The 20,634-nt window shown below is 74.6% G+C and carries 17 protein-coding genes; 13 read left to right on the top strand and 4 right to left on the bottom strand.

Annotated elements, in window-relative coordinates; genetic code table 11:
• Window positions 1-42: 42 nt before the first annotated feature.
• From ACF1ED_RS07100 to sucD, 5 genes are all read left to right on the top strand, one after another.
• On the top strand, window positions 43-1,200 hold the full coding sequence (locus tag ACF1ED_RS07100; RefSeq protein ID WP_391757368.1) for an AAA family ATPase: 1,158 nt from the start codon (window positions 43-45) through the stop codon (window positions 1,198-1,200).
• The gene (locus ACF1ED_RS07095; RefSeq protein ID WP_391757366.1) at window positions 1,197-3,539 is read left to right on the top strand and encodes a DUF5682 family protein; all 2,343 of its coding nucleotides are present in this window, start codon (window positions 1,197-1,199) and stop codon (window positions 3,537-3,539) included. Before ACF1ED_RS07100 ends, ACF1ED_RS07095 begins: the two co-directional genes overlap by 4 nt.
• Window positions 3,536-4,705 (top strand): VWA domain-containing protein, encoded by a 1,170-nt coding sequence (locus ACF1ED_RS07090; RefSeq protein WP_391757364.1) that lies wholly within the window; start codon window positions 3,536-3,538, stop codon window positions 4,703-4,705. The genes ACF1ED_RS07095 and ACF1ED_RS07090 overlap by 4 nt, the downstream gene beginning before the upstream one ends.
• Before the next feature lie 417 nt (window positions 4,706-5,122).
• Window positions 5,123-6,301, top strand: coding sequence for an ADP-forming succinate--CoA ligase subunit beta (sucC, locus tag ACF1ED_RS07085; RefSeq protein ID WP_391757362.1), 1,179 nt, complete (start codon window positions 5,123-5,125; stop codon window positions 6,299-6,301).
• A 21-nt stretch (window positions 6,302-6,322) separates the two neighbouring features.
• Complete coding sequence (gene sucD, locus ACF1ED_RS07080; protein ID WP_391757360.1) at window positions 6,323-7,207, top strand: succinate--CoA ligase subunit alpha; 885 nt, start codon at window positions 6,323-6,325, stop codon at window positions 7,205-7,207.
• Window positions 7,208-7,291: 84 nt separating this feature from the next.
• Here the strand turns inward: sucD and ACF1ED_RS07075 are convergent, their stop codons facing one another.
• Window positions 7,292-8,575, bottom strand: coding sequence for a helix-turn-helix domain-containing protein (locus tag ACF1ED_RS07075; protein WP_391757358.1), 1,284 nt, complete (start codon window positions 8,573-8,575; stop codon window positions 7,292-7,294).
• A 119-nt stretch (window positions 8,576-8,694) separates the two neighbouring features.
• On the opposite strand from ACF1ED_RS07075, the gene ACF1ED_RS07070 reads away from it, so the two are divergent.
• On the top strand, window positions 8,695-10,182 hold the full coding sequence (locus ACF1ED_RS07070; protein ID WP_391757356.1) for a DUF6350 family protein: 1,488 nt from the start codon (window positions 8,695-8,697) through the stop codon (window positions 10,180-10,182).
• Window positions 10,183-10,257: 75 nt separating this feature from the next.
• Here the strand turns inward: ACF1ED_RS07070 and ACF1ED_RS07065 are convergent, their stop codons facing one another.
• On the bottom strand, window positions 10,258-10,989 hold the full coding sequence (locus tag ACF1ED_RS07065) for a hypothetical protein (RefSeq protein WP_391757355.1): 732 nt from the start codon (window positions 10,987-10,989) through the stop codon (window positions 10,258-10,260).
• A gap of 218 nt (window positions 10,990-11,207) precedes the next feature.
• On the opposite strand from ACF1ED_RS07065, the gene purN reads away from it, so the two are divergent.
• The 3 genes from purN (at window position 11,208) to ACF1ED_RS07050 (ending at window position 14,914) form a co-directional block, all read left to right on the top strand.
• The gene (gene purN, locus ACF1ED_RS07060) at window positions 11,208-11,837 is read left to right on the top strand and encodes a phosphoribosylglycinamide formyltransferase (RefSeq protein WP_391757354.1); all 630 of its coding nucleotides are present in this window, start codon (window positions 11,208-11,210) and stop codon (window positions 11,835-11,837) included.
• On the top strand, window positions 11,818-13,377 hold the full coding sequence (gene purH, locus ACF1ED_RS07055) for a bifunctional phosphoribosylaminoimidazolecarboxamide formyltransferase/IMP cyclohydrolase (protein WP_391757353.1): 1,560 nt from the start codon (window positions 11,818-11,820) through the stop codon (window positions 13,375-13,377). Before purN ends, purH begins: the two co-directional genes overlap by 20 nt.
• Window positions 13,378-13,474: 97 nt before the next feature.
• On the top strand, window positions 13,475-14,914 hold the full coding sequence (locus ACF1ED_RS07050) for a DUF2079 domain-containing protein (protein WP_391757352.1): 1,440 nt from the start codon (window positions 13,475-13,477) through the stop codon (window positions 14,912-14,914).
• 64 nt (window positions 14,915-14,978) lie between these two features.
• On the opposite strand, the gene ACF1ED_RS07045 is transcribed toward ACF1ED_RS07050, so the two are convergent.
• Window positions 14,979-15,611 (bottom strand): hypothetical protein, encoded by a 633-nt coding sequence (locus ACF1ED_RS07045; protein WP_391757351.1) that lies wholly within the window; start codon window positions 15,609-15,611, stop codon window positions 14,979-14,981.
• Between the two features lie 261 nt (window positions 15,612-15,872).
• Between ACF1ED_RS07045 and ACF1ED_RS07040 the strand changes: the two genes are divergently transcribed.
• The 4 genes from ACF1ED_RS07040 (at window position 15,873) to ACF1ED_RS07025 (ending at window position 19,848) form a co-directional block, all read left to right on the top strand.
• Window positions 15,873-16,733, top strand: coding sequence for a bifunctional methylenetetrahydrofolate dehydrogenase/methenyltetrahydrofolate cyclohydrolase (locus tag ACF1ED_RS07040; protein WP_351849782.1), 861 nt, complete (start codon window positions 15,873-15,875; stop codon window positions 16,731-16,733).
• Window positions 16,734-16,800: 67 nt separating this feature from the next.
• On the top strand, window positions 16,801-17,220 hold the full coding sequence (locus tag ACF1ED_RS07035; RefSeq protein ID WP_391757350.1) for a DUF3017 domain-containing protein: 420 nt from the start codon (window positions 16,801-16,803) through the stop codon (window positions 17,218-17,220).
• Window positions 17,221-17,479: 259 nt separating this feature from the next.
• Window positions 17,480-18,694 carry a DUF2690 domain-containing protein gene (locus tag ACF1ED_RS07030; protein WP_391757349.1) on the top strand — a complete coding sequence of 405 codons (1,215 nt, stop codon included), beginning with the start codon at window positions 17,480-17,482 and terminating at the stop codon, window positions 18,692-18,694.
• Window positions 18,695-18,858: 164 nt separating this feature from the next.
• Window positions 18,859-19,848: a malate dehydrogenase gene (locus tag ACF1ED_RS07025; protein ID WP_391757348.1), complete on the top strand. Its 990-nt coding sequence runs from the start codon at window positions 18,859-18,861 to the stop codon at window positions 19,846-19,848.
• 238 nt (window positions 19,849-20,086) lie between these two features.
• On the opposite strand, the gene ACF1ED_RS07020 is transcribed toward ACF1ED_RS07025, so the two are convergent.
• Window positions 20,087-20,593 (bottom strand): carboxymuconolactone decarboxylase family protein, encoded by a 507-nt coding sequence (locus tag ACF1ED_RS07020; protein WP_391757347.1) that lies wholly within the window; start codon window positions 20,591-20,593, stop codon window positions 20,087-20,089.
• Between the last annotated feature and the right edge of the window lie 41 nt (window positions 20,594-20,634).

The raw sequence follows: 20,634 nt of genomic DNA, 5'->3' as shown, positions 1-20,634 counted from the left end.
CCGTGGATCGCACAGCAGGTCGAACGATCTGGAGGGGGATCCATGACCGTGCCCGAAACCATCGACCAGCCCGGCGCCGGTGTCGTGACGGACACCGGCCCGGGCCGGCCGGGGCCCGCCGCCCGAGCCCTGCGGCCCCACGCCGAGCAGGCCTTCGCCCACGAGCTCGCCGCGCTCGCCGCCGCCGACGACCGCCCCCGGCCCGCCCGCTGGCGCCTCTCGCCCCGGGCCGTCGCCACCTACCTCCTCGGCGGCACGCTCCCCGACGGCACCGTGATCACGCCCAAGTACGTCGGCCCCCGCCGCATCGTCGAGGTCGCCGTCACCACCCTGGCCACCGACCGGGCCCTGCTCCTCCTCGGCGTCCCCGGCACCGCCAAGACCTGGGTCTCCGAGCACCTGGCCGCCGCCGTCAGCGGCGACTCCACCCTCCTCGTCCAGGGCACCGCCGGCACCCCCGAGGAAGCCATCCGGTACGGCTGGAACTACGCGCGCCTGCTCGCCGAGGGCCCCAGCCGCGCCGCGCTCGTGCCCGGCCCCGTCATGCGGGCCATGGACCGGGGGGCGACCGTCCGCGTCGAGGAGCTGACCCGCATCCCCGCCGACGTGCAGGACACGCTCATCACGATCCTGTCCGAGAAGACCCTGCCCGTCCCCGAGCTCGGCGAGGAGGTCCAGGCCGTCCCCGGCTTCAACCTGATCGCCACCGCCAACGACCGCGACCGGGGGGTCAACGACCTCTCCAGCGCGCTCCGGCGCCGCTTCAACACCGTGGTGCTGCCGCTGCCCGCCACCCCCGAGGAGGAGGTGGACATCGTCGCCCGCCGGGTCGAGCAGCTCGGCCGCTCCCTCGAACTGCCCGCCCCGCCCGACGGCGTGGCGGAGATCCGCCGGGTCGTCACCGTCTTCCGCGAACTGCGCGACGGCGTCACCGCAGACGGACGCACCCGGCTCAAGTCCCCCTCCGGGACCCTCTCCACCGCCGAGGCGATCTCCGTCGTCACCGGCGGCCTCGCGCTCGCCGCCCACTTCGGCGACGGCGTGCTCCGCCCCGCGGACGTGGCCGCCGGCATCCTCGGCGCCGTCGTCCGCGACCCGGCGGCCGACCGGGTCGTCTGGCAGGAGTACCTGGAGACCGTGGTCAGGGAGCGCGACGGCTGGAAGGACTTCTACCGCGCCTGCCGCGAGGTGAGCGCATGACGGCCCCCGCCACGGCACCCGCCGGGGCGGGCCTCAGGGAGCGGGCGTCCTGGCCGCTGCTGCTCGGGGTCCGGCACCACGGGCCCGGCTCCGCGCGCGGGGTGGCCGCCGCCCTGGACGCGGCCCGGCCCGCCGCGGTCCTGATCGAGGGCCCGGCCGAGGCCGACGCGCTCGCCGCCCTCGCCGCCGACCCGGAGACGGTCCCGCCCGTCGCCCTCCTCGCCCACGCCGTCGACGACCCCGGCCGCGCCGCCTTCTGGCCCTTCGCCGCCTTCTCGCCCGAATGGACCGCGCTGCGCTGGGCCCTCGACCGGGGCGTGCCCGTCCGCTTCGTCGACCTGCCCGCCGCCCACACCCTCGCCGCCGACCCCACCTGGGGCGACGGCGAGGACGAGGCCGACGGCACCCCCCGGATCGACCCCCTCGCGGAACTCGCCGCGGCCGCCGGCCACGAGGACCCCGAGCAGTGGTGGGAGGACGCCGTCGAGCTCCGCGGCGACACCGACCCCCTCGCCCCCTTCGCCGCCCTCGCCGAGGCCATGACCGCCCTGCGCGAGCGGTACGGCCACGGCGGGCAGCCGCGCGACCTCGTCCGCGAGGCCCACATGCGGCTGCGGCTGCGCGCCGCCCGCAAGGAGTTCGGGGACGCCGTCGCCGTCGTCTGCGGCGCCTGGCACGTCCCCGCCCTCGCCCGGCGGACCACCGTCACCGCCGACCGCGCCCTCCTCAAGGGCCTGCCCAAGGTGAGGACCGAACTGACCTGGGTCCCCTGGACCCACCGCCGGCTCGCCCGCCGCTCCGGATACGGCGCAGGGATCGAGTCCCCCGGCTGGTACGGACACCTCTTCGCCGCTCCCGACCGGCCCGTCGAGCGCTGGATGACCAAGGTCGCGGGCCTCCTCCGGGAGGCCGACCACCCCGTCTCCTCCGCCCACGTCATCGAGGCCGTCCGGCTCGCCGAGGGCCTCGCCGCCCTGCGCGGCCGGCCCCGCCCCGGCCTCGCCGAGACCACCGACGCCGTCCGGGCCGTCCTCTGCGAGGGCTCCGACGTGCCGCTCGCCCTGGTCCGGGACCGGCTCGTCGTCGGCGACGCCCTCGGCGAGGTCCCGGCCGCCGCGCCCGCCGTCCCGCTCCAGCGCGACCTCGACCGCCTCCGGCGGAGCCTCCGCCTCAAGCCCGAGGCCGACGAGCGCGCACTCGACCTCGACCTGCGCGGCGAGACCGACGCCGCCCGCAGCCGGCTCCTGCACCGGCTCCGGCTGCTCGGCGTCGACTGGGGCGCGCCCGCCCCCGGCCGCGCCGGCACGGGCACCTTCCGCGAGTCCTGGCGGCTGCGCTGGCAGCCCGAGCTGCACGTGAAGGTCGCCGAGGCCGGCGTCTGGGGCACCACCGTCGAGGCCGCCACCACCGCCCGGGCCGAGGCCCGCGCCCTCGCCGCCGGCTCCCTCGGCGAGATCACCGACCTCGCCGAGCGGTGCCTGCTCGCCGGGCTCGCCGACGCCCTGCCGACCGTCCTCGGCGCCCTCGCCGACCGGGCCGCCCTCGACACCGACGTGGCCCACCTCGCCGACGCGCTCCCCGCCCTCGCCCGCTCCCTGCGCTACGGCGACGTGCGCGGCACCGACACGGGCGCCCTCGCCGGCGTCGCCACCGGCCTGGCCGCACGCGTCTGCGTGGGCCTCCCGCCCGCCTGCACCGGCCTCGACCCGGACGCCGCCGCCGCGATGCGCGACCGCCTGGACGCCCTCCACCCCGCGATCGGCCTCCTCCAGGACGCGGCCCCCGACCCGCCCGCCGACGACTCCGCCGGGGACCCCGCCGACGACCCCACCGCGCTCGCCTCCCGATGGGCCGGTGTCCTGCGCCGGCTCGCCGGGGCCGAGCGGGTGCCCGGCGCGATCCGCGGCCGGGCCGCGCGCATCCTGTTCGACGAGGGGCGGCTCACCGACGAGGAGGCCGCGCGGCTGATGGGCCTCGCCCTCTCGCCCGGCACCCCGCCCGCCTCGGCCGCCGCCTGGACCGACGGCTTCGTCGGCGGCACCGGCGGCGGGCTGCTCCTCGTCCACGACGAGCGCCTCCTCGCCCTCCTCGACGGCTGGCTCGCCGGCGTACCGGCCGAGGCGTTCGCCGACGTCCTGCCGCTGCTGCGGCGCACCTTCGGGGCGTACGAGACCGGGGTGCGGCGCACCCTCGGCGAGCTGGTCGCCCGGGATCCCGGTGCGGCGGGACGCCCCGCCGGCGCCCCCGTGCCCGGCTTCGCCGCGGCACCCGACGCGGAGCGGGCCGACGGAGTCCTGCCCCTCCTCGACCTCCTCCTCGGCACGAAGGCGGCCGCATGAGCACCAGCACCCCCGACGAGCGGCTGCGCCGCTGGCGGCTCGTCCTCGGCGGCGCGGCGGCCGAGGGCACCGGCCGCGCCCTGTCCGGCACCGACGCCGCCATGGACGCCGCCCTCGCCGCCCTCTACGACGGCCCGGACGGCCCCGACGGCCGAGGCGACCGGGGCGGCGGCGAGCGCAAGGGCGGGCTCGGCGGCTCCGCGCCCTCCGTGGCCCGCTGGCTCGGCGACATCCGCCGCTACTTCCCCCGCCCCGTCGTGCGGGTCATGCAGCGCGACGCCATCGACCGGCTCGGTCTCGCCACCCTCCTCCTGGAGCCCGAGACCCTGGAGGCCGTCGAGCCCGACGTGCACCTCGTCGGCACCCTCCTCTCCCTGAGGGAGGCCCTGCCCGAGACCACCCGGGAGACCGCCCGCGCCGTCGTCCGCAAGGTCGTCGCCGACCTGGAGGCCCGGCTCGCGAGCCGTACCAGGACGGCCGTCACCGGAGCCCTCGACCGCACCGTCCGGATCAGCCGGCCCCGCCACCGGGACATCGACTGGGACCGCACCCTGCGCGCCAACCTGAAGCACTACCTGCCCGAGCACCGCACGGTCGTCCCCGAGCGGCTGATCGGCCACGGCCGCGCATCCCGGGCGGTGCGCAAGGAGATCGTGCTCTGCGTCGACCAGTCCGCCTCGATGGCCGCCTCGGTCGTGTACGCCTCCGTCTTCGGCGCCGTCCTCGCCTCCCTCAGGGCCGTCGCCACGCGGCTCGTCGTCTTCGACACCTCGGTCGTCGACCTCACGGACGCGCTCGACGACCCCGTCGACGTCCTCTTCGGCACCCGGCTGGGCGGCGGCACCGACATCAACCGGGCGCTCGCCCACTGCCAGTCACGGATCACCCGTCCCGCCGACACCGTCGTCGTCCTCGTCAGCGACCTGTACGAGGGCGGCATCCGCGGCGAGCTGCTCCGGCGGGTCGCCGCGATGAAGGCGTCCGGGGTGACCTTCGTCGCCCTGCTCGCCCTCTCGGACGAGGGCGAGCCCGCCCACGACCGCGAGCACGCCGCCGCGCTCGCCGCCCTCGGCGTCCCCGCCTTCGCCTGCACCCCCGACCTCTTCCCCGAGGTCATGGCCGCCGCCCTGGAGCGGCGCCCGCTGCCGGTGCCCGACACGGCCTGAACCCCGTACGGCACGCGTCCGGCCCGTCGTGCGGAATCCGTCGCCGCCCGGCCACCCGGACGGGCGCCCCCGGGCCCAATGAGGTCCATATCACACTCGGTGCGCGGTGTCCCTCACCCCGCGCACCGGCGTGGCGTGAGGGGCGCAAACCCCGCCCCCCGCCTGCCCGGTGGGCCCCGGGCGGGGGGCGGGGGGCGCCCACGGACAGCCCCTTCGCCCCTACGTTCTGTGACCCGTATCACCGCTCGGTTGTGATCTGCGATTTAGGGACCCACGGCCCACGGGGATAACCTGCGAGACGGACATGCCGCGTCCACGGACACCGTGTACGCCTCCCTAGTGACAGCGCAGTCACGTTGCCCTCCGCGGCACGCCCACGCAGACAACGAACCGCGATCATCTAGAAAAGGGACGCGCGTGGACCTGTTCGAGTACCAGGCGAGGGACCTCTTCGCCAAGCACGGTGTACCGGTGCTGGCCGGTGAAGTCATCGACACGCCTGAGGCGGCGCGCGAGGCCACCGAGCGTCTTGGCGGCAAGTCGGTCGTCAAGGCCCAGGTGAAGGTCGGCGGCCGCGGCAAGGCCGGCGGCGTCAAGCTGGCCGCCGACCCGGACGAGGCCGTCGCCCGCGCGACGGACATCCTGGGCATGGACATCAAGGGCCACACGGTCCACAAGGTGATGATCGCCGAGCTGTCCCCGGAGATCGAGGCCGAGTACTACGTCTCGTACCTCCTCGACCGCACCAACCGCACCTTCCTGGCCATGGCCTCGGTGCAGGGCGGCATGGACATCGAGGAGGTCGCGGAGAAGACCCCCGAGGCCCTCGCCAAGGTCCCGGTCAACGCCAACGACGGCGTCACCCTGGAGAAGGCCCGCGAGATCGTCGCCCAGGCGAAGTTCCCGGCCGAGGTGGCCGAGGGCGTCGCCGAGGTCCTGGTCACCCTGTGGGACACCTTCGTCGCCGAGGACGCCCTCCTCGTCGAGGTCAACCCGCTGGTCAAGACCAAGGACGGCCGCATCCTGGCCCTCGACGGCAAGGTCTCGCTCGACGAGAACGCCGACTTCCGCCAGCCGGAGCACGAGGCCCTGGAGGACAAGGCCGCGGCCAACCCGCTGGAGGCCGCCGCCAAGGCCAAGGGCCTCAACTACGTCAAGCTGGACGGCGAGGTCGGCATCATCGGCAACGGCGCCGGCCTGGTCATGTCGACCCTGGACGTCGTCGCGTACGCCGGTGAGAACCACGGCGGCGTGAAGCCGGCCAACTTCCTCGACATCGGCGGCGGCGCCTCCGCCGAGGTCATGGCGAACGGCCTGGAGATCATCCTCGGCGACGCGGACGTCAAGTCCGTCTTCGTCAACGTCTTCGGCGGCATCACCGCCTGCGACGAGGTCGCCAACGGCATCGTGCAGGCCCTGGAGCTCCTCGCCTCGAAGGGCGAGGAAGTCACCAAGCCGCTCGTCGTGCGCCTCGACGGCAACAACGCGGAGCTGGGTCGCAAGATCCTGTCGGACGCCAACCACCCGCTCGTGCAGCGCGTGGACACCATGGACGGCGCGGCCGACAAGGCCGCCGAGCTCGCGGCTGCGAAGTAAGGGAAGAGGGACAGAACAGCCATGGCTATCTTCCTCAACAAGGACAGCAAGGTCATCGTCCAGGGCATGACCGGTGCCACGGGCATGAAGCACACCAAGCTCATGCTGGGTGACGGCACCAACATCGTCGGCGGCGTGAACCCGCGCAAGGCCGGCACCAAGGTCGACTTCGACGGCACCGAGGTCCCGGTCTTCGGCTCCGTCGCCGAGGCGATGAAGGAGACCGGCGCCAACGTCTCGGTCCTCTTCGTCCCGCCGGCCTTCGCCAAGGCCGCCGTGGTCGAGGCGATCGACGCCGAGATCCCCCTCGCCGTCGTCATCACCGAGGGCATCGCCGTCCACGACTCCGCCGCCTTCTGGGCGTACGCGCAGTCGAAGGGCAACAAGACCCGCATCATCGGCCCGAACTGCCCCGGTCTCATCACCCCGGGCCAGTCGAACGCCGGCATCATCCCGGGCGACATCACGAAGCCGGGCCGCATCGGCCTGGTCTCGAAGTCCGGCACGCTGACGTACCAGATGATGTACGAGCTCCGTGACATCGGCTTCTCGTCCGCCGTCGGCATCGGTGGCGACCCGGTCATCGGCACCACGCACATCGACGCCCTGGCGGCCTTCGAGGCCGACCCGGACACCGACCTGATCGTCATGATCGGCGAGATCGGCGGCGACGCCGAGGAGCGCGCGGCCGACTTCATCAAGGCCAACGTCACCAAGCCGGTCGTCGGCTACGTCGCGGGCTTCACCGCGCCCGAGGGCAAGACCATGGGCCACGCCGGCGCCATCGTCTCCGGCTCCTCCGGCACCGCCCAGGCGAAGAAGGAGGCCCTGGAGGCCGCCGGTGTGAAGGTCGGCAAGACCCCCACCGAGACCGCCAAGCTGGCGCGCGCCATCCTCGCGGGCTGACCCGCACAGCAGCTCGACGGGCCGTAAGCGCGTGGGCCCCGCCCCTCCAGGAGACCGGACGGGCGGGGCCCACGCGCGCGTCCGCTACCCGGCGGTGGGAACCAGTCGCTCGGGTCCCGGGTTCGGCTCGGACCGCAGCCGGTCGCGCAGCTCCACGTCCTCCTCGCCGAGCTTCTGCGGCCCGCCCCGCACCGGGACGCCGTTCACGGTCTGGCCGGGCGCGATGTCCGGGATGTAGCGGGTCGGCGCCGTCGCCGCCGTCAGGGCCGTGACGCAGGCCAGCACCGCCGTGGCCCCGACCACCGCCCGGGTCAGCCGCCGGGTCCGCCGCTCGCTGCCGCCGCGGACCGCGCGGGCCCCCGGCAGCGTCGCCGTCGGAGCCTCCGCGACCAGGGCGGCGAGCCGCCGCTGGAGTGCCTCGGGCTCGGCCAGCTCCGGCACCTTCCTGCCGATCTCCGCGTGCGCGTACAGCAGCCGGTTGGCGGCGGCCGGCGTGCTCGCCTCCGTCTCGGCGGCCGTCTCGGGCAGGTCGAGCCCGAGCCCGTCGTAGAGCAGGACGGTGCGGCGGTACGGCGCGGGCAGGTCGAGCAGCGCCCCGAGCAGCGCCCGCCGTCCGGCCTCGGTCGGCGGGGTGTCGGGGTGCTTGTGGGCGCGGCGCAGCCGGTGCCAGGGCGAGAGGGCGTACTCGTACGCCGCCGCCCGCACCCAGCCGACCGGGTCGGCGTCCGTGGCCACCTCGGGCCAGTGCTCCCAGGCGTGGTGGAAGGCGTGCTCGACGGCCTCCCGGGACAGCCGGCGGCGCCCGGTCAGCAGATACGTCTGGTGGACGAGGCCGGGGGCCGCGTGTCCGTAGAGCGCGTCGAACGCCTCCTCGGGCGTCAGCCCGGACGGCTCGGGCGCGGGCGCCTGCTCCGGCTCGGGCTCCGGTTCCGCTTCCGGGATGGGAGCGGGAGCGGGAGCGGGGGCGGGGGCCGCGGCCGGGACGGGGTCCGGGGCCGGTTTCAGGCGCTCCTCGGGACGGGCGGGGGCCTTCGGGGGCTTGGCGGCCCGTTTCGCGGCGGGCCGGGGCCGCACGTTGGCGCCGGGAGCCGGCGCCGGTCCGGCGGCGGTCTCCGCGGGGGCCTCCGCGGAGACCTCCCCGGGCAGGCCGCCGAGCAGCTTGGCGTACGCCTCGCGCTTGCGGCCCCGGGGGGCCGAGCGGCCGGTCTCCCACGCCTTGACCGTGGCCTTCGTGACGCCCATCGCCTCGGCGACCTGCTCCTCGCTCAGGGAGAGCGCCTCGCGCAGCCGGCGCCGTTCCTTCGGAGTCGGCAGCGCGGCGGCGGTGGAGTGGGACGCGGTGTCGCCGCCCCGGCTCGTCTGGCTCATCGGTGTCGACCTCCCGCGGAGCACCTCTGGGCGGAAAAGTACATAAACGTATATTGAGCGACACAACGGATGTTTGCCTGTTACGCCGCGAAAGCGCGTGTCGTTGGCAGCATGGCCCCGTGACCCACCTGACCGAGCACTCCCTGGTCCAGGGCGGGCGTTCCGCCGCGTTCGCCACCGCCTGCGTCCGCGGCGGCGTCGCCGCCGGGCTCGGCGCCGGCGCGCTCGCGGTCCTGGTGATCGTCGCCTGGATCAGCTCGCCGTTCCCCGACAGCGGCGCCGGCGGCGCCCTCCACCTCGCCGCCGGCCTGTGGCTGCTCGCCCACGGCGTCGAACTCGTCCGCACCGACACCCTCGGCGGGCTGCCCGCGCCGCTGGGGATCGTCCCGCTGCTGCCGGCCGTGCTGCCGGCCTGGCTGGTCTTCCGGACCGCCCGCTCCACCCTCGACCCGGCCGACGAGACCGGTCCGCGGCCCTCGCCCGCGGGCGCGCTCGGCGCGGTCTCCGGGGGATACCTGCTGGTCGCCGCCGTGATCGTGGTCTACAGCGAGAGCGGGCCGCTGCCCGCCGACCTCGTCACCGCGGGCCTGTGGCTGCCCGGCGTGGTGCTCGGCGCGGCCGGCGCCGGCGTGTGGACCGCGCTGGGCCGGCCGCTGCCCGGCCGGGAGGAGGCCGCCGCCGCGCTGCGCGGAGCGGCGTCCGGTCTGGTGACCCTGCTCGCGGGCGGAGCGGTCCTGGCCGGCACCTCGCTGGTCTGGCACGCGGGCGCGGCGCGGGCCTCGTACGAGGCGATCGCGGGGGAATGGTCCGGTCGGGTGGCGCTGGCGCTCCTCGTCCTCGCGCTGCTGCCGAACGCGGCGGTGTGGGCCGCCGCGTACGGGCTCGGCCCCGGCGTCGCCCTCGGCACGGGCGCCCTCGCGACCCCGCTGGGGTTCGCCGGCGACCCCGCCGTCCCGCCCTTCCCGCTCCTCGCGGCGCTGCCCCCGGAGGGGCGCGGCGGCTGGCCGCAGTGGGCCGCCGCGGCCGTGCCGCTGGTCGCGGCGGTGGTCCTCGGCCGCTCGGTGGGCCGGGCGACCGGCACCGGCCGGGGCCGGGAGACGGCGCTCGCGGCCCTGGGGGCGTCCTGGGCGTCCGGGGCGGCCGTCGCCGTCCTGGCGGGCGCGGCGGGCGGCCCGCTGGGCTCGGGCCGGCTGCTCGCCTTCGGCCCGGTGTGGTGGCAGGCGGGCGCGGCGGCGGTGCTGTGGGGCGTGGCCGTCGGACTGCCGACGGCGCTGGCGGTACGGGCCTGGGGCCGCCGGGTGCCCCGCCCGCCGCGGCCCGAGCGGCCCAAGCCCCCGAAGCCCCCGAAGCGGCCGAAGCGGCCGAAGGAAGCGCGGTCCAGGACCCCGGAACCCTCCCTGGCGGCCACCGCGCCCGCCCCGGGGCCGGCCGCCCCGGACCCCCTGGGCCTGGACTTCGACTTCTCCCTGGACGACGACGAGGGCTACGTACCGTACGACTACCTCCCCGCGTCCTGGGAGAGCCCCGGTACGCCCCCGGTGCCCCTCGCGCCCCGCCCCCCGGACGCGGAGCCGCCCCGGCCGTCCGAGACGACCGGGGCGGGGTGAAGGGCGCGAGGCGCGGGAGGGGTGCGGGAGCGCGAGGAGGGAGAGGGGCGCGCGGGGGAGAGAGGGGCGCGCGGGCTAGTCGCGCACTCCGAACCCGTCCCGCAGCGGCTTGGGCAGCAGGTCGTTGCAGGCCACGGCGCCCGCGTGGGTGAGCGCGTCGTCCCGGCACTCGTAGAAGTCCTTGTAGGCCAGCTGCATCGTGAAGCCGAAGGCGACGATCGACAGGGCCACGGCCGACGCCACCAGACCGCTGATCGCCGCCGTCCGCATCGAGCGGGCCGGGTTCGGGGCGCTCGGCGCGGCGGAGGGCCGTCCCGAGGGCTGGGACGCGGGCTGTGATTCCGGCGACACCTCGGCCGGTGCCTTCGGCTTGGCGCGCAGCGAGCTGACCGCCCAGTACAGCGACAGCGCGCCGAGCAGCAGGGCCAGCTCCGGGATGTCGAAGATCGCGAAGAAGAAGGCCCACATGCCGCCGAGGACCGCGTACCGCGCGCGCCGCTGGGCCGGGTCCGTGGGGTCCCAGCGCAGTCCCGGCCGCTCCGGCCCGGAGCCGCCCTGACCGCCCTGCCGCTCGGATCCGCGCTCGGGTCCGCGCCCGAAACCGTCCGAGGAACGGCCCGGCTGGCGGGGGCTCCAGCGACCGTCGGACGAGCCCGTCCCCGGCGACGACGGTTCGGCGCCCTCGCCGTCCGGGCCGTCCGAGCCCTCCGCGCCGTCCGGCCGACGCGGCTGCCACGGCTGGTCGGGCCTGCCCTCGGGCGGCGGGGCGAACGGGTTGTTGTCGTTCGTGGACTGGCGATCCGGCATCTGCTGGACGTCTTCCCTCTGTCGTCGTGACCGCGTCGCACCGGGCGGCGTGACCGGCGTAGGACCCTGACGCTACCCCCCAGCTCCGCCCCCGTCCCGTGGGGGCCGCCCGGTGTGCCGGTATCGTTGCTGACGGTCGGGCCATTCGTAGGGTTCCCCGTATCGACGGGCACGATTCGTTCGTAGGACCGCACAAACACCACGGAAAGAGTGACCCTGTGGCTGCCGCCCGTCTTGTCGTCCTGGTCTCCGGGTCCGGTACCAACCTGCAAGCCCTGCTCGACGGCATCGCCGCCGACCCCGAGGGCTACGGCGCGGAGATCGTCGCCGTCGGTGCCGACCGCGATTCCATCGTCGGCCTGGAGCGGGCCGAGCGCGCGGGGCTGCCCACCTTCGTCTGCCGGGTGAAGGACCACGCGACCCGCGAGGAGTGGGACCGCGCCCTGGCCGAGGCCACCGCCGCCCACGAGCCGGACCTCGTCGTCTCGGCCGGGTTCATGAAGATCCTCGGCAAGGAGTTCCTCGCCCGCTTCGGCGGCCGGGTCGTCAACACCCACCCGGCGCTCCTCCCCAGTTTTCCCGGTGCCCACGGGGTGCGTGACGCGCTCGCCCACGGCGTGAAGGTCACCGGGTGCACCGTCCACTTCGTCGACGACGGCGTCGACACCGGCCCGATCATCGCCCAGGGCGTGGTCGAGGTGCGGGAGTCGGACGATGAAGCCGCTCTGCACGAGCGCATCAAGGAAGTCGAGCGCTCGCTGCTCGTCGACGTCGTGGGGCGTCTCGCCCGGCACGGCTACCGCATTGAGGGACGAAAGGTTCAGATCGGTGAACACGGACACCGTTAAGCCCATCCGCCGCGCGCTGGTCAGCGTCTACGACAAGACCGGTCTGGAGGAGCTGGCCCGCGGTCTGCACGAGGCCGGTGTCGAGCTCGTCTCCACCGGCTCCACCGCCGGGAAGATCGCCGCCGCCGGCGTCCCGGTCACCAAGGTCGAGGAGCTCACCGGCTTCCCCGAGTGCCTGGACGGCCGCGTCAAGACGCTGCACCCGCGCGTGCACGCCGGCATCCTCGCCGACCTGCGCCTGGAGTCGCACCGCGAGCAGCTCGCCGAGCTGGGCGTGGAGCCCTTCGACCTGGTCGTCGTGAACCTGTACCCGTTCCGCGAGACCGTCGCCTCCGGCGCCACCCCGGACGAGTGCGTCGAGCAGATCGACATCGGCGGCCCGTCGATGGTCCGCGCCGCCGCCAAGAACCACCCGTCGGTCGCGATCGTCACCAGCCCCGAGCGGTACGCCGACGTCCTCGCCGCCGTCCAGGCGGGCGGCTTCGACCTGCCCGCCCGCAAGCGGCTCGCCGGCGAGGCATTCCGGCACACCGCCGCGTACGACGTGGCCGTGGCCTCCTGGTTCGCCGACGACTACGCGGCGGCCGACGACAGCGGCTTCCCCGACTTCCTGGGCGCCACCTACGCGCGCAAGAACGTCCTGCGCTACGGCGAGAACCCGCACCAGGGCGCCGCGCTGTACGTCGACGGCACGGGCGGCCTCGCCGAGGCCGAGCAGCTGCACGGCAAGGAGATGTCCTACAACAACTACACGGACACCGACGCCGCGCGCCGCGCCGCGTACGACCACGCCGAGCCCTGCGTCGCGATCATCAAGCACGCCAACCCGTGCGGCATCGCGGTCGGCGCCGACGTCGCCGAGGCCCACCGCAAGGCCCACGCCTGCGACCCGCTGTCCGCCTTCGGCGGCGTCATCGCCGTCAACCGCCCGGTGACGGTCGAGCTGGCCGAGCAGGTCGCCGAGATCTTCACCGAGGTCATCGTCGCCCCGGCGTACGAGGACGGGGCCGTCGAGGTCCTCGCCAAGAAGAAGAACATCCGCGTGCTGCGCGCCGAGGGCGCCCCCAGCAACCCGGTCGAGGTCAAGCCCGTCGACGGCGGCGCCCTCCTCCAGGTCACCGACCGCCTCCAGGCCGAGGGCGACGACCCGGCGCACTGGACCCTCGCCACCGGCGAGGCCCTCTCCGAGGCCGAGCTCGCCGAGCTCGCCTTCGCATGGAAGGCCTGCCGCGCGGTCAAGTCCAACGCGATCCTCCTCGCCAAGGACGGCGCCTCCGTCGGCGTCGGCATGGGCCAGGTCAACCGCGTCGACTCCGCCAAGCTCGCCGTCGAGCGGGCCGGCGAGGAGCGCGCCCGGGGTTCGTACGCGGCCTCCGACGCCTTCTTCCCCTTCCCCGACGGCCTGGAGATCCTCACCGCGGCCGGCGTGAAGGCGGTCGTCCAGCCCGGCGGCTCGGTGCGCGACGAGCTCGTCGTCGAAGCCGCGAAGAAGGCCGGCGTGACGATGTACTTCACCGGCACCCGCCACTTCTTCCACTGACGGACGCGGGTACGGGGCCTTCCTCTTCAGGAGGGCCCCGTACCCGTCTCTGGTCTAATGGACGGGCCCTGGCCCGGCCGGCAGTAGTGGAGACGTGGTGTTGGACGTACTGAACAGACCGCCGGCGGACCCCGCCGACGAGCGGCCCGCCGAGGACACCGCCACCGCTCCCGCCCCGTACCTCCCCCACGTGCTGATCGCGGTCGCCCTCACCGCCGCGTACTTCCTCTACTCCTGGGTGCAGTACGACCACTTCCGCACCCCCTCCTGGGACCTCGGCATCTTCGGGCAGGCCGTCCGCTCCTACGCCGAGTTCAAGGTCCCCGTCGTCGACATCAAGGGCCCCGGCTTCCCGATACTCGGCGACCACTTCAGCCCGGTGACGGCGCTCCTCGCCCCGCTCTACTGGATCTGGCCCTCGCCGGTCTCGCTGCTCTTCGCGCAGGCCGCGCTCTTCGCCGGCTCCGCCGTGATCGTCGGCCGCACCGCCCAGCAGGTCCTCGGCAGCCGGGCCACCGGCATCGCCCTCACGGTCGCCTACGGACTCTCCTGGGGCCTCCAGGAGGCCGTGAAGTCCGACTTTCACGAGATCGCCTTCGCCGTCCCGCTGCTCGCCCTCACCTGCCGCGCCCTGCTCCTCGGCCGCTGGACCGCCGCCGTCGCCTGGTCGGCGCCGCTCGTCCTGGTCAAGGAGGACATGGGGCTGACCGTCGCCATGGTCGGCGTCGTCCTCGCCCTCAAGGGGCAGCGCAGGCTCGGCGCCGCCCTCGCGGGCTTCGGCGTGGCCGCCTTCGCGCTCACCGTGCTCGTGCTCATCCCGGCCGCCAGCAAGCTCGGCCAGTACGACTACTGGGCCAAGATCGAGAAGACCGGCACGGGCGCCGAGACCTCGCTCGTCCAGATCGTCACCGACGCCCTCACCTCCGGCGAGCGCTGGGAGATGGTCCTCTACGTCCTCGCGGTCACCGGCTTCCTGGCGCTGCGCTCCCCGCTGGTGCTGCTCGTGCTGCCCACCCTCGGCTGGCGCTTCGTCTCCCAGGACGCCAACCACTGGGGCCTGCACTGGCACTACAGCGCCGTCCTGATGCCGGTCGTCTTCCTGGCCCTGGTCGACGCGGTCCGCGCGGTGCGCACCTCGCCGCGCGCCTGGCTCGCCGCGTACGGGAAGGTCGCCGTCGCCGCCTCCACGGCCGTGGCGCTCACCCTCGCCGCGAACCTCCCGCTGCGCGAGCTGCTGAAGCCCGAGACGTACGCCGCCGACGTCCGCGCCGAGCAGGCCCGGGCGGCGGTCGCGGCGGTCCCGGAGGGGGCGAGCGTCGAGGCCGACGTGCCGCTGCTGGCGCACCTCACCGCCGGCCACCGGGTCTACTGGGTGGGCACCGCGAAGGGCGCCACCCCCGACTACCTGGCGCTCGACCTGCGGGGCTGGTCCGGCCAGACCTCGGACCCGACGGTGACGGCTTCGCAGTTGCACCCGGAGGCGGCGTACGAGGTCGTCCACCGCTCGGACGGCTTCGCGGTGCTCAAGCGGAAGTGACGGGTACGCCGAAGGGCCCGGCTCCTCGACAGGAGCCGGGCCCTTCGGCGTATCGCCGCGCGGATCAGTAGCGCGGGCGGGAGAACCAGGCCGAGCCGCTGGACACCGCGGGGGCGACCGTGATGATGACGCCGAAGACCACCCAGATCAGCGGGAAGATCATCGCCGAGGCGAGGCCGGTGTCGATCGCGAAGAAGAGGTAGAACGCGCCGAAGAGCGTGCCGAGCGCGCCGTACACGATGGTCGTGATCCGGACGCCCTGGCCGCCGCTGCCGAACTTCACGCCGAGGATGATCGACAGCGTGGCGAGGCCCAGGAAGACCAGGCCGATGACGATCAGGACGCCGGCGGCGGCCGAGGCCATCGACTCGAACGGGTTGTCCTCGCCGTACGTGGAGGACAGCTCCGAGGCGTCGCTGGCGACGGCCCCGAGGTACAGCCAGAACAGCCCGCCGATGATCTGCACGGCCGAGATCAGGTACAGGAACACCCGCGCCGTCGTCAGCAGGCCCGGCATCGACTGCGGGATGTTGTTCGGGCCGCCCGGGTAGGCGCCGTACGGCGAGGCGCCCGGAGCCGCCGGGTAGCCGTAGCCGCCCTGCTGCGGGACGCCCTGGGGGGCCTGCGGGTAGCCGTAGCCCGGCTGCTGGCCCTGCGGCTGCTGGCCGTAGGGGTTGTTCGGGTCGCCGAAGCTCATCGGGTGTTTCCTCCGTGAATGTTCTCGTGCGGGGACGACGCGGCCCGCGCGGAGGAACTTTCACGGCATGTGAGCGGACTCCCCCCGGCACTTTCCGCGGCACTGCGCTGGTCATCGTCGTCGTAGCTCCGAGGTGTTGTCCAGTCGATACGCACCGGAGTTGTGCAAGTGCAACCCTTCGTTCCGCGCGGGGGCGTCCCCTGGGGGGCCCGGGCGGGACCGAATTGGGAGAAGCCGGGGGTCATCCGGGAGGATGTCCCCATGAGCGCCCAGATTCTCGATGGCAAGGCCACCGCCGCCGCGATCAAGTCCGACCTGACCGTCCGCGTGGCGGCCCTCAAGGAGAAGGGCGTCACGCCCGGTCTCGGTACCCTCCTGGTCGGCGACGACCCGGCCAGCCAGAAGTACGTCGCGGGCAAGCACCGCGACTGCGCGCAGGTCGGCATCGCCTCCATCCAGCGCGAACTCCCCGCGACCGCCACGCAGGAGGAGATCGAGGCGGTCGTCCGCGAGCTCAACGAGGACCCGGCCTGCACCGGTTACATCGTCCAGTTGCCGCTGCCGAAGGGCATCGACGAGAACCGCGTCCTGGAGCTGATGGACCCGGCGAAGGACGCCGACGGCCTGCACCCGACCAACCTCGGCCGGCTCGTCCTCAACGAGCCCGCCCCGCTGCCCTGCACGCCGAACGGCGTCATCAGCCTGCTGCGCGCCCACGGCGTGGAGATCAAGGGCGCCGAGGTCGTCGTCGTCGGCCGTGGCGTCACCATCGGCCGCACCATGCCGCTCCTCCTGACCCGCCGCTCCGAGAACGCCACCGTGACCCAGTGCCACACCGGCACCCGCGACCTCTCGGCGCACCTGCGGAACGCCGACATCATCGTGGCCGCCGCCGGCGTGCCCCACCTGATCAAGCCGGAGGACGTGAAGCCGGGCGCGGCCGTCCTCGACGTCGGCGTCTCGCGCAACGCCGAGGGCAAGATCATGGGCGACGTCCACCCCGGCGTCGCCGAGGTGGCCGCCTGGATCTCCCCGAACCCCGGTGGCGTGGGCCCGATGACCCGCGCGCTGCTGCTCGTGAACGTCGTCGAGGCCGCGGAGCGCGCGGCCGCGGCGCTCTGAGATGACGCCGGGGAGCCCGGGTTCCCCCGGGGCCCCGGGCGGGCCGCGGGAGCTGCCGCGCGGCCGGGTGGCGAAGCTCCGCCGGGTGCGGGGCTCGCGCCGGCCGCCGACCGTCACCACCGACACGGCCCGCCCCGAGGGCGGCGGCCGGGCGGCGGGCGGCGACGCTCCGGCACCGGCCCGTCAGTGGCCGCTGCTCCTCGTGCTGGGGACGGCGGCGTTCGGACTGCTCGTGGTGGGGACGGACTCGTTCCCGCAGTCCTTCCGGGTCGGGACGATGCTGGTGGGGGCCGCGCTGCTGCTGGGCGCGGTGCTCCGCCGGGCGCTGCCCTCGGTGGGCATGCTCGCGGTCCGCTCGCGCTTCACCGACATGATCACGTACGGCGTGATGGGCTCGCTGATCGTGCTGCTCGCGCTCATGGTGCAGCCGAGGCCCTGGCTCAAGATCCCGTTCCTGGAGGACGTCCTCCACCTGACGGTGACCTGACCTGACCTGACCTGGCCGGATCCGAGCCGGTCTGTCCGGTCCGTCTTCCGGTCGTGAGACGACGGCGCCCGCCCTCTCCCCCGTGGGAGGGCGGGCGCCGTCTGTGATCAAGGGTCATGTACGCGCCAACGAAGGGCAAGTTCGGGCCGCCCGCTGTGGCACGGAGGTGACCATTCCGGTACATCCGGCCGCCGGGACCGGGGTCCCGCTCACCCGCCGGAGCTGCCATCCTTCGAGGAACTTCGACGAGGGGGTGCACATGTCGGCGTGGAAGGCGCTGCCCGGCGAACTCGATCCGGACGTGCGGGCGTTCACGGAACGGCTGCGGCTGGTCATCGACCGCAGCGGACTCGGCGTCGCCGCGGTCGCCGAGCGCACCGGACCGGAACGGGACGACTGGGAGGCGTACTTGAGCGCCCGCAGACCCGTGCCGAGGAGCGCCGTCGTCGCGCTCTCCGACATCACCGGCGCCGACCTCGGCCCCCTCACCGCCGAGTGGGAACACGCCGACCGCGCCTGGAAACGCCTCCTGCGCGAGCGCGCGGTGCCGGACGGCCCGCCGGCGCCCCCGACGGCCGTACGGGACGGGGCGCGCGCTCCGGAGTCCGCATCGGTCGAGGGCCGCCTCCCGGAGCCCGTACGGGACGGGGAGCGCGCCCCTGAGGGGGTAAGGGACGGTGCCCGCCTCCCGGAGTCCGTATGGGGCGAGGGGCGCGCCCCTGAGGGGGTAAGGGACGGTGCCCGCCTCCCGGAGTCCGTATGGGGCGAGGGCCGCCTCCCGGAGTCCGTAGGGGACGGGGGACGCGACCCGGAGGGCGTACCCGCCGAGCGGACCATGCGCATCCGGCCCGTACCGCCGGCCCCGACCCCGGCTCCGGCACCCGCGCCCGCGCCCGCGGCCTCCTCGACACCCGCGCCCGCGCCCTCCTCGACACCCGCGCCCGCGGCCGGTGTCGTCCCGCGCAAGCGCCGTCGGGGGTCCCCGCTGCTCTACGCCGCCGGGATCGTGGGCGCCGCGCTCGTCGTCACCGCCGCCGTCCTCCTCGTCGACCTCGGCGGGCCCGACGCGCGGCCCGAGGCCCTCCCGGCGCCGCCGCCCTCCACCACCGCCCCGGCGCCCACGCCCAGCCTCCCGGAGGACGTGCGGTGCACCGGCGCCGACTGCGGCGGGATGGACCCGGAGGACATGGGCTGCGGCGGGCCGCTCGCCACCACCGTCGCCCGCGCCCGGATCGGCGCCGCCCTCGTCGAGGTCCGGCACAGCGAGGTCTGCGCCGCCGCCTGGGCCCGGATCAGCGGGGGCACCCCCGGCGACGAGGTCAGCGTCCAGGCGGGCACCGCCATCCAGGTCGCGAACGTCAGGGAGGGCGGCGACTCCGGCGCGTACACCTCGATGATCCCGGTCGCCTCCCCGGATGCCGTACGCGCGTGCGCGGCCCTCTCGGGCGGCGAGGACGGGTGCACGGAAGAGTGAGACGGGGCGGGGTGGCGAGGGGGGCGTCACTACAGATCCCCAAGGAAAAGGGTTAGCCTGACCGCCGGGTATCTCTTCACGTCGAGACATCGATCGATCAAAGGAGCGATATCCAGCCTCAGGGGCAGGGAAACCCCACCGCCAGCTGTCTTACGGAGATCGTCATGACCCGCACTCCCGTGAATGTCACCGTGACCGGCGCGGCCGGCCAGATCGGCTACGCGCTCCTCTTCCGCATCGCCTCCGGCCACCTGCTCGGCGCGGACGTGCCGGTCAAGCTGCGCCTCCTCGAGATCCCGCAGGGCGTCAAGGCCGCCGAGGGCACCGCCATGGAGCTCGACGACTGCGCGTTCCCGCTGCTCAAGGGCATCGACATCTTCGACGACCCGAACAAGGGCTTCGAGGGCGCCAACATCGGCCTCCTCGTCGGCGCCCGCCCGCGCGGCCCGGGCATGGAGCGCGGCGACCTGCTCGCGGCCAACGGCGGCATCTTCAAGCCGCAGGGCGAGGCCATCGCCGCCCACGCCGCGGACGACATCAAGGTCCTCGTCGTCGGCAACCCGGCCAACACCAACGCCCTGATCGCCCAGTCGGCCGCCAAGGGCGTCCCGGCCGAGCGCTTCACCGCGATGACCCGCCTGGACCACAACCGCGCGCTGACGCAGCTGGCCCAGAAGACCGGCTCCTCGGTCACGGACATCAAGCGCCTCACCATCTGGGGCAACCACTCCGCGACCCAGTACCCGGACATCTTCCACGCGGAGATCGCCGGCAAGAACGCCGCCGACGTCGTCAACGACGAGGCGTGGCTGGCCGACACCTTCATCCCGACCGTCGCCAAGCGCGGCGCCGCGATCATCGACGCCCGTGGCGCCTCCTCCGCCGCCTCCGCCGCGAACGCCGCCATCGACCACGTGTACACGTGGGTCAACGGCACCGCCGAGGGCGACTGGACCTCCATGGGCATCCCGTCGGACGGCTCCTACGGCGTCCCGGAGGGCCTGATCTCCTCCTTCCCCGTCACCTGCAAGGACGGCAAGTACGAGATCGTCCAGGGCCTGGACATCAACGAGTTCTCCCGCGCCCGCATCGACGCCTCCGTCAAGGAGCTGTCCGAGGAGCGCGACGCGGTCCGCGAGCTGGGCCTCATCTGAGCCCACCCGTCCGGCGGACGGAGTCCGTCGCAGCTTCCCGAGGCCCGGGAGGCCCCCCGGGGCCGAGCGGTGCGAGGGGAGCGTCGGGGAACGGTGCGCGACGCGGTCCGCGAGCCGGGCCTCGTCCGAGCCCGCCCGCAGTGCGCGGGCCGGCCTCGTCCGAGCCGCTCGCTCCCGCGTGTGACGGAGCCCCCGGCCGTACCTCGGTACGGCCGGGGGCTCCGCCCTTTTCCGCCCGTCAGTGGGCGCGCGGGGTGTAGTGGCCCGGGACCATGCGGGTCGTGACGGCGATGCGGTTCCAGGAGTTGATGACGACGATCGCCGCGATCACCCGGGCGAGCTCGTCCTCCTCGAAGTGCGAGGCCGCCGCCGCGTACACCTCATCGGGGACGAAGCCGTCGGTGAGGACGGTGACCGCCTCGGTGAGGGCGAGGGCGGCCAGCTCGCGCTCCGTGTAGAAGTGGCGGGACTCCTGCCAGGCGGCGAGCTGCACGACCCGCTCCACGGTCTCGCCCTCGGCGAGCGCGTCCTTGGTGTGCATGTCGAGGCAGAAGGCGCAGTGGTTGATCTGCGAGGCGCGGATCTTGATCAGGTGGTACAGCACCGGATCCACGCCCTTGGCGGCCTCCTGATCCAGCCGGAGCATCGCCCGGTAGAAGTCGGGGACGCGCTCGGCGAAGGGCATGCGGGGGGCGTGCTCGTGGGCGAGTTCCTGGGCGGGGGAGTGCGCTGTGGTGGTGGTCATGCGGCCACCGTACGCAGCGGATGGCCTGCCGCTATGGTCCA

It is taken from the genome of Streptomyces sp. NPDC014656 (assembly GCF_043084305.1).
GTDB lineage: Bacteria > Actinomycetota > Actinomycetes > Streptomycetales > Streptomycetaceae > Streptomyces.
This window is presented reverse-complemented; position numbering and strand designations above follow the sequence as displayed.